Raw genomic sequence first — 15,167 nt, 5'->3', positions numbered from 1 at the left:
TGCGAGGCGATGACGAATTGACTTGTCTGATACCGTTGAAAGGAGGGACGAAGATCACATTCGACAGTTCGAGCGGGAGAGGGCGCCCGGACGGTCATTGCCGAGTACAATTCGCCCGAGAAGGGTGGCGAGAATATCGATATCAATCATGTCTCGTTCCTTGTGTTGGCGTTGCACTCGTGAGGGTCTCGAAAGGCTCGGGACCGGCGACGATTGTATTTATAATCTACCTTGTTTGTAGAGAATAAAGGACAGTCCATCAGAATCATATTCCGAAACGTGTCAAAATCTCGACGATCCGAAAAAAATAATTCCGTCACAGTCGTATTTGCCGAAAGAACACTATCAGATCTTTGTGCAAATTGCGTGACGGCCGGAAGCCTCGTTTCGATCACCGGGACAGACATAGGAAGTCGTTTTGATTCCGGCAATGGGGCTTTTGATTAAAAAACCGAAAGCCTCGAAATGACCGCATTGGTTAATGGCGGAGGAGCGGTCACCAACCCTCGGAAAGGACCTTTTCCAGGATGTCCGCGAAGAAGTCGGCGCTCTCGATAGTCAGGCAAAGCGGCGGCTTGATTTTCAGCACATTCAGGTGATCACCGGTTGCCTGCACGATCACGCCGAGTTCGAGAAGACGATTGCAGATGGCCGCCGTCTCTTGTGTCGCTGGCTCCAGCGTCGTTCTGTCGCGGACGAATTCAAGCCCGAGATAGAGGCCCATGCCGTGGATGGCGCCGACAATCGGATACTTGTCGATCAGTGCGGCAAGCCGACCTTTGAGATGATCGCCCACCTCGCGTGCGTTGTCCTGCAGCTTTTCGTCTACCATGATGTCGAGCACCGTCATGCCGGCAATGCAACTGACCGGGCTGCCGCCGGACGAGGAAAAGAAATAGCCTTCCTTCTCCAGCGATTCGGCAATTGCCTGCGTCGTGATCACGGCACCGAGCGGGTGGCCGTTGCCCATGCCCTTGGCGATGGTGAGGATATCCGGCACGACGCCCTGCTGCTCGAATCCCCAGAAGTGATGGCCGATCCTGCCGTAGCCGACCTGCACTTCGTCGGCTATGCAGACTCCGCCGCGGGCGCGAACTTGAGCATAGACTTCAGCTAGATATCCATCCGGCAAGGAAATGCCGCCGGCATTCCCATAGACCGATTCGGCGATGAAGCCCGCAAGCCCTTGCCCGCTGGCGTCGATCGACTGCAGCACAGGCACCATCGCGGCGAGATAGTCTCCGGTCGAATCCGGCCCACGAAATTCGCCGCGATAGGTGTTGGGCGAAACGGCGGCATGCACCCAATCCGGTCGGGTCGTCGGCGCCTGAGGATTGTCGGCAATCGAGGTGGAGACGGCGTCGCTGGCAACCGACCAGCCATGATAGGCTTCCAGCAGGCAGAGCATGTTGCGCGCCCCCGTATGCGCCCAGGCAAGCCGGATCGCCAGATCATTCGCCTCCGACCCGCTGTTGACGAGGAAGACGCGGTCCAGTCCGTCGGGCGCTAAGGCCGCCAACCGCTCGCAGAATTCGCCGATCGCCGCATAGTGAAAGCGCGAATTGGTGTTGAGCTTCAGCCATTGCTCGCCGATCGCTTCTGCCAGGCGCGGGTGCCCGTGGCCGAGAATCGTGACATTGTTGACCATGTCGAGATAGGCGCGCGCCTCGACATCGAACATGTGTTCCTTCCAGCCGCGCTCGATCTGCGGCGGCACCTCGTAGTAATTCTTCTGCGGCTTTGCGAGATGCGCCTGACGCCTCGCAAGCAATTCTACCGTTTCAGGCCTGGGCGCGTTGGCGCCCGGTCCAAGCAGACCCGCGGGTGATGGGCAAAGGACCGACCAGGCGGCTGCCTCCTGCGGTGCGGCAAAGAGCGGCGGTTCGAGCGCAGGAACCGTGCAAAGCTGTATACGCAAGCCGCCGAGCGAAGAGGCCTCGCCCGAGACCGTGCCGATGATCTGCCCCTGTTCAACCTCCACGCCATCCTCAACAGACAGATCCAGGCCGTCGAGATGCAGATTGATGTCGTTGCCGATCAGGACGAGATGGTGGTTCTTGCAATCGATGCGTCCGGAAAAAGGGGCAGCGACGCTGCTTCCTCCGGGTAGGCAGATGTCATTGTGGAGCGCGTAGGTCGACGGCTGCCTGGCACTTCGAAGAACGGCGCGCGAAAGCCGGTATTCACCGTAGCGGGTCGCCGCTATGCCCGCCTCATTCGCCGCGCGTGCCAAAAGCCGCCAGTCCATTTCCGCATTCAGCCAGTTACCGGCTGCGAAATGCGGGCTCTGAACGCCGAGGTCGAGATAGGCGATGTTTGCAAGGTCGATCTCCGGCAGAAGCACGTGCCAGCCGGACATATCGATCGGCGTCGTCCCGGCGCCAACAGCCTCGAGGATCGCGGCTTCCATCAAGCCGAAGGAAACAGACATGGCCGTGTCGAAGATTCGCCGTTCAAGCGCCAGATTGTTGCGGACGTAGTCGTTTTCCGGATCAATCGAAATCTGCTGTTCGCTGCTCGCAACCAGAATGACCGCACGCGCGACGACTAGCGGCCAAAGCGCCTTCAGCTCCTCGTCCGTCAGCGGATAGATCTCGTGATAGGCTTTGACCGCGGGCAGGATGTAGAATGGATCGCCATCGGCCTGATGCAGCAGCGAGGCGCAGGTCACGGCTAGATCGCCGACGAGCCAGCCGCGAATGATATCGCCGAAATCGATGACGCCATCGGGCATCGGCCGTCCTTGCGCATCGATCCGGCAGACGACGTTGTCGCCTGTTACGTCATGATGCACGGCCTGAACGCGGAGCGATGGCGCGAGCGGCTGGATGCGGCGTACGGCGAGCACCATGCTCTTTGCGATCCGGTCGCGTGCAGCGCCATCGGTGATTGCCGAAAGCAGCTGAACGGCAACAGGTCCGGCGCGACGCAGATCCCACTGCAGGCTGCGGTCGAGGCCCGAATGGTTGAAATCCGCAAGCGCCTGCGCCAGCCGGGCGCAAAGCGCACCAAGGGCCGCGACGGAAGCCTTCGGCAGGTATTTGCGATGCGTCAGACCTTCGCCTTCGAGATATCCGAGCAGACGTACCTTGAAGGTCTGTTCGCGAACCGTGACGGCGATGATGTCCTGACCATCCGTCGAGCTCATGACCCTCGGGACACGCGGCGCGCCGTCCTTGCTGGTCAGATACCGGATTGCTGCATTCTGCGCCTCGAGCTCCAGCGTATCGTAAGCCATGTGGCAGATCTTCAGCACATAGCTGCCGTCGCCGGTGTCGATCCGGTAATTGCGGTCCTGCTGGCTGCCGAGTTCAGTGATCGTGCCTTGAAGGCCGTAGCGCGATTGCAGGATGCTTTCTGCTTCCGCCGACGTTACGTCCGGGCGCGGCAGTTCCATACGATCAGCACGCGCATCGTCGGTCATGGCATCCCCCACGGCATGATTCGATTGTTCACATAAGCAGATAATCGAATTCATGTCATGAGCAAGCAAGCTTTGCGCCGTTGCCCTTTTGGGTAGAGATCAACCCATCCGTTCGGATGCGTAGGAACCTGGGCTTGCCGGGAAGACGATGGTGCGGTTGCCGTTGAGGAAGACGCGACGATGGATATGGGCGTGGATGGCCCGCGCCAGTACCTGGCTTTCGACATCGCGGCCGATCGAGACGTAGTCGTCCGCACTCTGGGCGTGGGTGATGCGCGCCGTGTCCTGCTCGATGATCGGACCTTCGTCGAGGTCGGCCGTCACGTAATGCGCCGTGGCGCCGATCAGCTTCACGCCGCGCTCATAAGCCTGCTTGTAGGGGTTAGCGCCCTTGAAGCTCGGCAGGAAGGAATGGTGAATATTGATGATCTTGCCGGACATCTTGCGGCACATCGCATCGGAAAGCACCTGCATGTAGCGGGCGAGCACGATCAGTTCCGTGCCGGTCTGGTCGACGAGATCGAGCAGCTGGGCTTCGGCCTGCGGCTTGTTCTCCTTGGTGACCTTGATGTGATAAAAGGGAATGTCGTGGTTGACGACGACTTTCTGGTAGTCGAAGTGGTTGGAGACGACGCCGACGATATCGATCGGCAGCGCGCCGATCTTCCAGCGGTAGAGCAGGTCGTTCAAACAGTGGCCGAAGCGGGAGACCATCAGCAGCACTTTCATGCGGGCACTGCCGTCGTGGATCTCGGCGTCCATGCCGAATTTCTCGGCGATCGGCTTGAAACCCTCCGTCAGCGCCGGAAGGCCGACGCCTTCTTCGGAGATGAAGCTGACGCGAGTGAAGAACTTGCCGGTGTCGAGGTCGTCGAACTGCGAGCTATCGACGATGTTGCAGCCCTGATCGGCGAGATAATTCGCAATCGCAGCCACGATCCCGCGCGTCGATTTGCACGATACTGTCAGCACATAGTTCGTCATGGCCCTCTTCCCTCTCGCGGCAATAACCGGCAGGTCTGCTTAGATTAAAGCAGCCACGCCGCATAGGGCGTGGCTCTTTCATTCGTGCAAGAATTTGCAAAAGAAGCTGTCAAGGACTTGCAGGCTCTTGCATCCATGCATCGAGCTCCAACTTACGGAAGTCATAGCGAGACTCCGTCCCGCCTGCGGCGTCTCGTATCCCCGCCGCGCAACCGTTCAGGCGGAAATCGGCGTGCCTACTTTACCGACAGCGCGTTTCCCGCGCACGCCCTCGTTGACTTTCAGGAACCCAACGAGCAGCCAGACAAGGCCGGCCGTCTTCATGGAGAAGATCGCCGTGGAGCCGATCATCAGGTTCAGGAACATGAAAAGCGATAGCGAATGCGCAAGACGCTTCTGGTTCGGCGTCTCGCCTGCCGGGAAAAAAGAGACAAACAGCCAGAAGAGGATGAGGCCGAAGATCGTCGCGCCGTAGGTTATGTAGACGTAGCCGCTGTCGACGAAAGTCGTGGCTTTCTCGAGTTCAAGGCCAAGAGTCGCCGGGATGTCCATGGCAAAGATGTTTCGAACGGTCCCGCTGATGCGGCCGACGAAATCGTCGTCATGGGCATCAGGGCGGAATGCATGGATGACAAAGCCCATGGTGATGATCGCCGGCATCATCAAGAAATCGCAGATCTTCGGAATCCACGGATAGATAAAGTATCCACCGAGGCAGACCACGCTGAAAATAAGCATCGTGCGCGTGTCGTTGGTGACCAGAATCAACACGACGGTGAAGAGGAAAAGCAGCCGGTCGAATAATCTCAAGCGATTGGAAAAGCTGACGAGATAGATGACTAGTACACCGCAGAAATTGGCAAGCGATACCTGCTCCAGGAAGATCGATGAGGACCGGTGATCGATGATCCCGAAGGAAAAGCGGGACGGGAAGCCAAGGGCGCCGCGGAAAAGGCCGATGTCGCTATAGGTGGCGCGCGGCACACCGCGAGTGTTCTCGAAATATTCGGCCGGATGGAACAATGCTACATAGGCTTGTACGGAGACGATTTCGCAGATCAGCACCGCCAGCACAACAATGCAGCAGGTCTTGAAGATCAGCTTCAGCGTTCGCTCGTTCGTCCATCGACCCATGATGACGAAGGCGAAGATGATAAGCACGTTGCGCAGGTGGTCGATATAGCCTGCGCGGTTGGTGACCATCACATAGATCGTGAGGAAAATCGTCGCCAGCAAATAGCCAAGAGGCGCGAGATCCTCCTCGTAGAGCCCGCGCTTCAATATGAAGCCAAAACTATAGACCAGCAGCAGGATCTCACTGAGGACGACATGCGACGACGCAAGCGGCGTGATGTTGTGATTGATGAAGGCGAGAAGGCAATTGTAGGTAACCGACAATACGCCGACGGCCAGGAGGCCGTAGTCGATCTGTTCCTTTGCTAATGCTTCCCGCAGTGCCATCATCACCTGCCTCGTGTCCGGCATGCGTCCTCTGCGGGAGCCGGCGCCTTAGCGGCAGCCTCCAGCACTGTGATTTGCTTTCGTTCATGGCCGTCGTGCGGCTGCACGTTCAACGGCTCGGTTTGCGGCCACCAATCGCCTGCGACCCAGTATGTCCAGCCGAGCCAGACGTCGCCGTTTTCCTGCATCGTATCCAAAACCGCTTTCAATCCGGCGACGCATTCCGGCGCTTGCGAGACACCGAATTCGCCCAGCAGCACTCGGGTGCCGTGCTTGCGCGCCCAATCAGACATGCTGACGATAGCCTTCCTGGCGTTCTCATTGCCGGAACATTCCTCGTGCGTACCGGAGGAATCGCTGTCGAAGTACTGGTGAACCTCATAGGCATAGTTCCTGCGCGGGTCCTTGACGCCAAGCATTATGGTGCCGTTCGGCCCGCCCGGGCCGTCTGACTGCCAGGAATGGGCTCCCGTCCATTTCGTGCCTGGCACGAGGATGAGATTGCCGGCGCCGACCGCACGGATGCCGCGGATCGCGGCATTGGCAGCGCTCAACCATTTGTCGCTGGCGATGTCATAGGGCTCGTTCATGAGCCCGAAAATCACGTCCTGCTGATCGGCAAATTCGACGGCGAGCCGAGTCCAGAAATCGGCGAATGCCAGCGTCGTCACCGGCGGCGTTCCGACCTGCGCTTTCTTGTATTGGGCATAATTGTGTGGATCGAGAATGACGCTCATCTTGTGTTTGCGCAAAAGGGTCACCGTATCCTTGATGCGCTGGAGCTCATCGTCGTTCAGGGCCTGCCCGAGTTCGGGCTGCAGTCGCTCCCACAAGAACGGCAAGCGAACGATATTCATCCCCTTCTTACGGAAGTAGCCGATCGTCTCTTCTGAGGGGTAAGCATAATCCTTGAAAATCTCTCCACCCGGATTGCCGAACTCCGCACCGGAAAGATTGATGCCGCGAAAGCAAGGCCCCGCTGCTTCGGCAAGGCCAGCGTGCAATGGCAGCACTATTGCCGCGGCGATCGTCAGCATGCGGCGCCAGGGCGAAAAGGCGGCTTTCATTGATCTCGCTTTCAGGAGCTTTGCCATGTTCCGGCAATATCGGGTAGGGTATCTTAACGCTCCGTTAGCTAAGGATTTCTAAAGTTGATCTGCCTCCGCCAAAGGTCTGCGTCGGCGGGTCACGAGTGTGTCTATGAGCCAATTCGACAGGAACAGAGTCAGCCGGCTGCCTAGCTGGCGAAGCTACGAGCCTGCGCCAACCGCGCCGGAAAGCTCTCCTGCGCGCACGCCAGTCTTGAGACCTGGCGACTTCGCAAAGCCTGTTTTCGAGCCGGAAGCACCGCAGTCGCCCGCTCCCGCGGAAAGAGATCTGCGCGACCAGACGCCGCCTTTGCCACCGCAGCCGGAGCGCGATGTTGTCCGTCCGGCACCGGTTTCCGTCGATCCCGACGCGCCGCTTCTTGATACGCGATCGATCATTTTTGCAATCTGGAACAGAAGGCTGATTGTTCTCGGTCTTGCCGTGCTCGGCGCATTGGCGGGCGGAGCGCTGCTACCGTCGCTGCCGCAGAAATTCACCGCGAGCACCAGCCTTTATTTCGATCCGCGCCAGATCGGCCTTGCTGATCCGGCGCCGCAATCATCGGCGATCTCGCCGGAGATGATCTCGTCGATGATCGACAGCCAGGTGCAGATCCTGATGTCCGGCAATGTGTTGCGCCGGGTTGCCGATACCATGAAGCTTGCGCAGGATCCGGAATTCAACGGCGGCCGGAGCGACGATGCGGCCGTGGTCAGTGCATTGCAGACGGCGCTTACGATCACCCGGCAGAGCAGCACCTATGTCGTATCCTTGACGGCGGTAACGAATAATCCGGAGAAATCCGCCACGCTTGCAAACCAGGTCGTGACTTCCTTCATGCAGGAGGAAAGCAGTGCCTCGACCGGTCTATACGAAAATACCACCGCAACGCTTGATGTTCGCCTGACCGATCTGCGCCAGAAGGTGCAGGAGGCCGAGCAAGCCGTCGAAACCTTCCGCGCCGACAACGACATGGCGGCGACGGAGGGCAATCTGATCTCCGACCAGCGCCTTGCGTCCTTGAATACGCTTTTGCTGACCGCACAGGAAAAAACCATCCAGGCCAAGGCTCGCGCGGATGCGGCCGCGAACATGAGCTTCGAGGATATTGTCGCCAACAGCCAGACGGACCGCAATTCGGTGAACTCGTCGCTCGCGAGCCTTCGACAGCAATATGCTACGCAGGCCGCAATTGTCGGCAGCCTCGAGAGCCAGATGGGCGCCCGGCATCCGCGACTGCAGGCCGCCCGCTCGTCGCTGCAGAGTATTTCGGGCGAGATAAAGGGTGAATTGCAGCGCATGGTGACCTCGGCGCGCGCCGATTACGACCAGGCGAAGAAAGCCGAGGACGCGATCGCCAAGGAACTGAACATTCAAAAGGCGCTGCAGGCGACCACATCCGACAAGCAGGTCGAACTCAACGAACTGCAGCGCAAGGCGACGGCCGCCCGCGAAATCTACGAGACCGTTCTGAAGCGCTCCAGCCAGACGACCGAGGAACAGAACCTACCTCAGAGCAACATCCGCGTCATTTCAGAAGCCGAACCGCCAACGAAACCGGACGGTCCCGGCAAGAAGGTTCTGCTGGCGGCCGGCGTTATCGGCGGGCTCTTCGCCGGCTTTGCCGCCGGCGCTGCGATTGCGATCCTTGCAAGCCTCTTCGCGCATCCGCTCGTCCGAGGCTATTTCCGCCGAGAAGCCTAGGGCCGGATCGATCTGTCGTTGCCCTTGCTGCCAAAAGCTTGATCACCGCCGGGACGCTTCCTAAATCCGAAGGTGAACGCCACTGGCGTCCGTCCGGCAATGAAAGGCCACCGATATGCGATCCCTGCCAATCTTGCTCGCTGCCCTTTCTGTTGCCAGCAGTCTGATTGCCGAACCGGCTTTTGCAACGGATTGGAATCGTGCGGGCAAAGCAGACGTTCAGTCGCTCTATCCCTATCCCGATCTCCCCGGGGTCAAGTCTCAGCCGGACAAGAAGGATGAGGAGCAATATGCCTGCCGCACCGAAACGCGCGGCATCCGCCGCAATGGGGACTGGATTTTCCGCTCCGGCGGCATGCCGACCATCGTCTATGTGTGCGATCGTGACGGCTATGTGAGCCAGGGCACGCAGGTGCCAGCGAGAGGCCACTATCAGCCTGTGCGCTGACACCTCGTGCCGTGCAGGAAAAATGCCGCGCGCCTGAGACGCGTCCCGGTCCGCCTGCGATGATGACCAGGAAGCAGACGGCCGAGGTGCCGTGCGTCGGGATAGACGAAGACTTCGATCACCAGCGTCATGCCGAGAAACCGAGGTCGACCCCTGGCAGGTAAGCGAAAATGCAGTCTACCTGTTCCAGACGGACATCGGGTGCCGTTTATCGATCCGTGACTCGCCGCACATCTTGCAGCCTTAGCCGAGCACTTTTTCGCCGGCCGGGCTTGCCGTTTGCGCGATTGCGGGAGAAAAACGCCTGAGAGCGGCGCTCTCTGGGTGTGGCGAAAAGAATTTCGAACGGCCGGTAACAAAAATGTGTGCCGTCTCGTAGAGGAAGATGTCGGGTGAGATATTCGGCGCGGGAAGAGGAATGGGCAGGCTGGATGCGTAGCGCCATGGGTGGCGATGCGCAGGCCTATCACCGCTTTCTTTCAGCTGTGACACCTCATTTACGCGCCATGGCCCGCAGACGCTGCGACCAGTTCGGCGCGGCGGCAAGCGAGGCGGAAGACGTCGTGCAGGAGGTGCTGCTGGCCGTTCACCTGAAGCGTGGAACCTGGGATCCGGCGCGCCCGATCGGTCCTTGGCTGTCGACGATCGTGCGCAACAAGCTGATTGACAGCCTGCGCCGCCGCGGCCGTCACATCGATGTGCCGATCGATGACGTGATGGCAACGCTCGAAGCGGAAGAACAGGCGGGCAATTTGGATCGGCTCGATGCCGAACATATGTTGAAGCGCCTGAAGGATCCGCAGCGTGATATCGTGCGCTCGATTTCGATCGAGGGAGCAGGTGTTCGCGAAACGGCCGAAAGGCTGAAAATGAGCGAAGGTGCGGTGCGCGTTGCGCTGCACCGTGCGCTGAAGTCGCTGGCGGCCTTATACCGGAGTGAGACGAGTGAAGACCGATGACCTGATCAGCCTCCTGGCACAAGACGCGCCTGTCCGCACGCGGCTCGGCCCCTTGCTCATGGGTGGGCTGCTGATCGGCGTGGCGGTCTCTGCAGCGTTGTTTTTGTCGGCAGTCGGTATCCGCCACGACATGGCAAGCGCAATCGAAACCGCACGTGTGCTCTTCAAGATGTTCGTGACCCTGACGCTCGCCGTCACCGCTTGCGGGCTTGTCTTTCGCATTGGCCGGCCGGCCGTGTCGCTGAGGCTTTCAAGCCTAGCACTGTTCGTGCCGCTAATCCTGCTCGCGGCAGGCACTGCAGCCGAATTGATGGCCATTCCGCAGGATGCATGGGAAACCGCGATGCTGGGCCGCAACGCGCGCTTCTGCCTGTTCTTCATCTCGATCCTATCGTTTGCGCCGCTTGCCGGGTTCCTCTGGGCACTGAAAAACGGCGCTCCGGAACGCCCAGCCCTTGCCGGCGCGGCCGCAGGCCTCGCCGCTGGCGGCATAGCGGCAGCGCTTTACGCCTGGCATTGCCCGGACGACAGCCCGCTGTTTCTCGCGGTCTGGTACACCACGGCAATCGCCGCAGTCACCGCCCTCGGCGCGCTAATCGGATCACGATATCTGAAGTGGTAAGAAGACAGCGGCGGTCACGAGACCGTGGCCGTTGGCATCGGCTCTTTTGCTATCTTGGAAATGGAATGGTGCCCAGAAGAGGACTCGAACCTCCACACCCTTTCGGGTACCAGCACCTGAAGCTGGCGCGTCTACCAATTCCGCCATCTGGGCGACGGAGAGCCATGTACGGGGGTGGCTCTTTGCTGTCAACCGGGTTTTTGAAGTTTTCCTGACAGTCGGCAAAAAAGACCGGATACGTTTCCCGAAGAAGCCGGGTTGGGGCGATCACGCCGAACTGAACGGCGTTCGACCTTGTGGTGGATGCTATGCGGCGGCGGTTGTTCTATATCTGCAGCAGCAGAAAGGATTCAGTGATGTCTGCGCTTCGAACGATCATCTTGGGCTCCGTCATCGGTTTTGTGCCCCTTGCAGCCGGTGCCGCGCCTCCGCTCGTGCCGCCACAGCCGCGCAATCCGGCAATCATCAATGTGCAGTCGACCTATTGCGATTATCGCGGCTGCTTCGGCTTCGGGCCCCAGCAGTGGCACCGCCCTTCCTATATCCAGCCAAACTATCGACCGCCGGGAGCGAGAGGGCCGACCTATTACCAGCCGCGCGCCCAGCCCAGGCCGCAGCTTTCCTATGATCCGCCGCCGATCCGGCGGATACGTCCGCCAGCGAAAGATATGCATGTCGAATGGTGCCGAAATCAGTACCGGACCTACAATCCGCGGACCGATCGTTTCGTGACCTACGAGGGCATCTACAAGACCTGCAATTCGCCCTTTGACTGAGTGTCAGCTCTCCAGCGAAACCCGGTCGGCATGGCCGAGATCGCGGCCGGGCTCGATGATGTCCCGCACTCGCTGCTTGAGCTCCTTCGGTCCTGGAAAACCGCCGTCGCGGTTGCGTTCCCAGATGAGGTCGCCGTTGACGCGGATCTCGAAATTCCCGCCCGTGCCGGGAATGAGCGCCACTTCGGCGAGGCTGTCCGAAAATGTGTGCAGTAGTTCCTGCGCCATCCAGCCGGCGCGCAGCAGCCAATTGCATTGGGTGCAGTAGAGGATCGTCACACGGGCTTTTTCGGTCATCGGCGGGCTCCCTTTCAGGTTTGATTTAGGGCCTTCGTGGCCGCTTCGCAACGCCCGGCTTGCGTCGACAGGCCGTCACATGTTCATGTTGCAGGTCAGCTGGGGCATCGCGGGTGCCCCGCTTCTCGCGGCACAATGCGCTTAACACGCAGGCGGCCAACATCGGAGAGACAGATGAGCGAGCGGGAGAAGATGACGGCCGGTGAATGGTATTGCTGCCTCGATGGCGAACTCGAGGCGTTGCGGCAGCTGGCGCGCAACGCCGTTTACCAGCACAACACGATGCTGCCGGACGAACGCGGCAGCATCGCGCCAGCGCTGGCGGCGCTGCTCGCGAAGGCGCCTGCCGACGCGTTCATCGAGGCGCCGTTCCATTGTTCCTATGGCGTGAACATAACCCTCGGCAGTCGCGTCTACCTCAATGCAGGCTGCACCATCCTCGATTCGGGAACAGTGGTGATCGGCGATCGGTCCATGCTGGGGCCGGGCGTGCATATTTATTGTGCCGAGCATCACAAGGACGTCGCTCTTCGCAAAGCCGGGATCGAGATGGCGCGGCCGGTGATGATCGGCGAAGATGTCTGGATCGGCGGCGGTGCGATCATCCTCGGCGTGTCGGTTGGGGACGGCGCGATCGTCGGCGCGGGCGCAGTTGTGACGAAAGATGTGCCGGCCGGTGCGACGGTCACCGGTAATCCGGCGCGGATACATGGCAGAACATAAGCGCCTTCTCTGCTTTGCCTTTCCCTGGTGGAGGGGAGAGCGCGCAGCGCCGGTCGCGAAGCCATTGCAAGCGCGCACTGATCTTGATTGACGGCAGATGACGCTAGATCAACGGCGAACAGGGAGGAGAACCCGATGATCAACAAGAACTTGCCATGGGAAGGCGGCTGCCGTTGCGGCCGGGTGAGGTTGAAGGTAAGCGCAAAGCCGCTGCTGACCATGGCGTGCCATTGCACCGGCTGCCAGAAAATGTCGTCTAGCGCCTATTCTCTGAGCGCCGCGATTCCGGCGGAAGGCTTCGAAGTCACTCGAGGCGAGCCCGTCATCGGCGGTTTGCATGGCGTGACAAAACACTATTTCTGCCCGCACTGCATGAGCTGGATGTTCACCCGTCCGGAAGGCATGGACTGGTTCGTCAATCTGCGCGCCACCATGCTGGATGATGCAAGCTGGTTCACGCCCTTCATCGAGACTTGGACAAGGGAGAAGCTGTCATTTGCGGAAACCGGCGCGGTGTATAGCTATGAAACGCTGCCGGAAATGAATGCCTACGAGGGGTTGGTCAAGGAGTATATGGCGCGGGGATAGGCTTAGAAGCCTTCCGATTTCTGACCCCTTGCACTGAAGCCAAGCGCGGCCCTTCCGGGCAGGTCGACGCATGGCGGTAGTCCATCGAAGTTGTGTTATGCGCATACAATATGCGCATAACGTCGAAGGGGAAGGCTTTACTCGTCGCCCATTTTCAGCGCCGCAATAAACGCCTCCTGCGGGATTTCCACCTTGCCGAACTGGCGCATGCGCTTCTTGCCCGCCTTCTGCTTGTCGAGCAGCTTGCGCTTGCGGGTGGCGTCGCCGCCGTAGCACTTGGCGGTCACGTCTTTGCGCAGCGCGGAGATGGTTTCGCGGGCAATGACGTTGCCGCCGATCGCGGCCTGGATCGGGATCTTGAACATGTGCTTCGGGATCAGCTCCTTGAGCTTCTCGCACATATCGCGGCCGCGCTTTTCGGCAGCCATCCGGTGCACCATCATCGACAGCGCGTCGACCGGCTCGCCGTTGACGAGGATCGACATCTTCACGAGATTGCCTTCGCGGTGGTCGGTCAGCGCATAGTCGAAGGAGGCGTAGCCCTTCGAGATCGACTTCAGCCGGTCGTAGAAATCAAAGACAACTTCATTGAGCGGCAGATCGTATGTCAGCATCGCGCGCGTGCCGACATAAGTAAGTTCGATCTGGATGCCCCGCCGGTCCTGGCAGAGCTTCAGGATGCCGCCGAGATAATCGTCCGGCGTCAGGATCGTGGCCCTGATCCAGGGCTCGTGGATCTCGGAGATCTTCACGACATCCGGCATGTCGGCGGGATTGTGCAGCTCGCGTTCCGTACCGTCGGTCATGTACATTTTGTAGACGACGGAAGGCGCCGTCGCGATGAGGTCGAGGTCGAACTCGCGTTCCAGGCGCTCCTGGATGATTTCGAGATGAAGCAAGCCGAGGAAGCCGCAACGGAAGCCGAAGCCGAGCGCCGCGGAGGATTCCATCTCGAAGGAGAAGGAGGCGTCGTTGAGGCGCAGCTTGCCCATCGCGGCGCGCAGATTCTCGAAATCGGCGGCATCGACCGGGAAGAGTCCGCAGAAGACGACGGGCTGGGCGGGCTTGAAACCCGGCAGCGCTTCCGCCGTCGGTCGCTTGTCCTCGGTGATCGTATCTCCGACGCGGGTATCGGCCACTTCCTTGATGCTGCCGGTGATAAAGCCGATCTCGCCAGGGCCAAGGGAATCGACATTGACCATCTTCGGCGTCAGTACGCCGACGCGCTCCACCTGATACTTGGCCCCCGTGCCCATCATCCGGATCGTCTGGCCTTTGGTCAGAACGCCGTCGATGACGCGCACCAGAACCATGACGCCGAGATAGGCATCGTACCAGCTGTCGACGAGCAGTGCCTTCAGCGGCGCCTTTTCGCCACCCGGGCTCTTCGGCGCCGGCAGCTTGTTAACGATCGCTTCCAGCACATCGGGAATGCCGAGCCCGGTCTTGGCAGAAATCAGCACCGCCTCGGAAGCATCGATGCCGATCACTTCCTCGATCTGCTCCTTGATGCGCTCAGGTTCTGCCGCCGGCAGGTCGATCTTGTTGAGAACGGTGACGAGCTCGTGGTTGTTGTCGATTGCCTGATAGACGTTGGCGAGTGTCTGGGCTTCGACGCCCTGGCTCGCGTCGACGACGAGCAGCGAGCCCTCGCAGGCCGACAGCGACCGCGAGACTTCGTAGGCGAAGTCAACGTGGCCGGGCGTGTCGATCAGATTCAGGATATAGGTCTCGCCGTCCTTCGCCTTGTAGTGCAGGCGCACGGTCTGCGCCTTGATGGTGATGCCGCGCTCGCGCTCGATATCCATATTGTCCAGCACCTGCTCGGACATTTCGCGCGCGGCAAGGCCGCCGGTCGTCTGGATCAGGCGGTCGGCAAGCGTCGATTTGCCGTGGTCGATGTGGGCCACGATCGAGAAATTGCGGATATGGGACAGCGGAGTCGTCGGATTGGTGCTCATGCGCGCCATATAGCAGTGCCGTCCCCTGCCGCAAAGCGGAAAAGCAGGACTCCGTTTAGGATAAAAATACCGGGCAAAGGCGACCACAAAACTGCTTGATTCCACTATCTGGTCATGTATTTCTCTTATAG

The 15,167-nt window shown here is 59.9% G+C and carries 13 protein-coding genes and 1 tRNA gene; 7 read left to right on the top strand and 7 right to left on the bottom strand.

Annotation, left to right across the window (positions count from 1 at the left end):
* Positions 1–496 precede the first annotated feature (496 nt).
* From ACZ9BX_RS14620 to ACZ9BX_RS14605, 4 genes are all read right to left on the bottom strand, one after another.
* Positions 497–3,424: an aminotransferase gene (locus tag ACZ9BX_RS14620; RefSeq protein WP_476218653.1), complete on the bottom strand. Its 2,928-nt coding sequence runs from the start codon at positions 3,422–3,424 to the stop codon at positions 497–499.
* A gap of 99 nt (positions 3,425–3,523) precedes the next feature.
* The gene (gene purU / locus ACZ9BX_RS14615; RefSeq protein ID WP_132560795.1) at positions 3,524–4,408 is read right to left on the bottom strand and encodes a formyltetrahydrofolate deformylase; all 885 of its coding nucleotides are present in this window, start codon (positions 4,406–4,408) and stop codon (positions 3,524–3,526) included.
* Between the two features lie 216 nt (positions 4,409–4,624).
* A complete protein-coding gene (locus ACZ9BX_RS14610) occupies positions 4,625–5,893 on the bottom strand; it encodes a hypothetical protein (RefSeq protein WP_476218652.1) in 1,269 nt (422 codons plus the stop codon).
* Positions 5,872–6,936 (bottom strand): glycoside hydrolase family 5 protein, encoded by a 1,065-nt coding sequence (locus tag ACZ9BX_RS14605; RefSeq protein WP_476218651.1) that lies wholly within the window; start codon positions 6,934–6,936, stop codon positions 5,872–5,874. Before ACZ9BX_RS14605 ends, ACZ9BX_RS14610 begins: the two co-directional genes overlap by 22 nt.
* Positions 6,937–7,069: 133 nt before the next feature.
* Here ACZ9BX_RS14605 and ACZ9BX_RS14600 point away from each other — a divergent pair, with 133 nt between their 5' ends.
* From ACZ9BX_RS14600 to ACZ9BX_RS14585, 4 genes are all read left to right on the top strand, one after another.
* Entirely contained in the window at positions 7,070–8,662 is a 1,593-nt protein-coding gene (locus tag ACZ9BX_RS14600) for a GumC family protein (protein ID WP_476218650.1), read from the top strand.
* 115 nt (positions 8,663–8,777) lie between these two features.
* The gene (locus ACZ9BX_RS14595; protein ID WP_476218649.1) at positions 8,778–9,110 is read left to right on the top strand and encodes a hypothetical protein; all 333 of its coding nucleotides are present in this window, start codon (positions 8,778–8,780) and stop codon (positions 9,108–9,110) included.
* A 392-nt stretch (positions 9,111–9,502) separates the two neighbouring features.
* The gene (locus tag ACZ9BX_RS14590) at positions 9,503–10,069 is read left to right on the top strand and encodes a sigma-70 family RNA polymerase sigma factor (protein ID WP_476218648.1); all 567 of its coding nucleotides are present in this window, start codon (positions 9,503–9,505) and stop codon (positions 10,067–10,069) included.
* Positions 10,056–10,691, top strand: coding sequence for an NrsF family protein (locus ACZ9BX_RS14585; protein ID WP_476218647.1), 636 nt, complete (start codon positions 10,056–10,058; stop codon positions 10,689–10,691). The genes ACZ9BX_RS14590 and ACZ9BX_RS14585 overlap by 14 nt, the downstream gene beginning before the upstream one ends.
* Before the next feature lie 66 nt (positions 10,692–10,757).
* On the opposite strand, the gene ACZ9BX_RS14580 is transcribed toward ACZ9BX_RS14585, so the two are convergent.
* A tRNA-Leu gene (locus ACZ9BX_RS14580) sits at positions 10,758–10,844 on the bottom strand.
* 203 nt (positions 10,845–11,047) lie between these two features.
* Between ACZ9BX_RS14580 and ACZ9BX_RS14575 the strand changes: the two genes are divergently transcribed.
* Positions 11,048–11,467, top strand: coding sequence for a BA14K family protein (locus tag ACZ9BX_RS14575; protein WP_476218646.1), 420 nt, complete (start codon positions 11,048–11,050; stop codon positions 11,465–11,467).
* Positions 11,468–11,470: 3 nt separating this feature from the next.
* Here ACZ9BX_RS14575 and ACZ9BX_RS14570 read toward each other — a convergent pair whose 3' ends face one another.
* Positions 11,471–11,764, bottom strand: coding sequence for an Rdx family protein (locus tag ACZ9BX_RS14570; RefSeq protein ID WP_132560783.1), 294 nt, complete (start codon positions 11,762–11,764; stop codon positions 11,471–11,473).
* Positions 11,765–11,938: 174 nt separating this feature from the next.
* On the opposite strand from ACZ9BX_RS14570, the gene ACZ9BX_RS14565 reads away from it, so the two are divergent.
* Both ACZ9BX_RS14565 and ACZ9BX_RS14560 read left to right on the top strand, forming a co-directional pair.
* The gene (locus ACZ9BX_RS14565) at positions 11,939–12,487 is read left to right on the top strand and encodes a sugar O-acetyltransferase (RefSeq protein ID WP_476218645.1); all 549 of its coding nucleotides are present in this window, start codon (positions 11,939–11,941) and stop codon (positions 12,485–12,487) included.
* A 135-nt stretch (positions 12,488–12,622) separates the two neighbouring features.
* Positions 12,623–13,075, top strand: coding sequence for a GFA family protein (locus tag ACZ9BX_RS14560; protein ID WP_027510563.1), 453 nt, complete (start codon positions 12,623–12,625; stop codon positions 13,073–13,075).
* Between the two features lie 137 nt (positions 13,076–13,212).
* Here ACZ9BX_RS14560 and lepA read toward each other — a convergent pair whose 3' ends face one another.
* A complete protein-coding gene (gene lepA, locus ACZ9BX_RS14555) occupies positions 13,213–15,045 on the bottom strand; it encodes a translation elongation factor 4 (RefSeq protein WP_476218644.1) in 1,833 nt (610 codons plus the stop codon).
* Between the last annotated feature and the right edge of the window lie 122 nt (positions 15,046–15,167).

The organism is Rhizobium sp. USDA 3886 (assembly GCF_056279785.1).
Note: the sequence above shows the minus strand (reverse complement) of the source record. Positions and strands in the feature narration are given on the sequence as shown.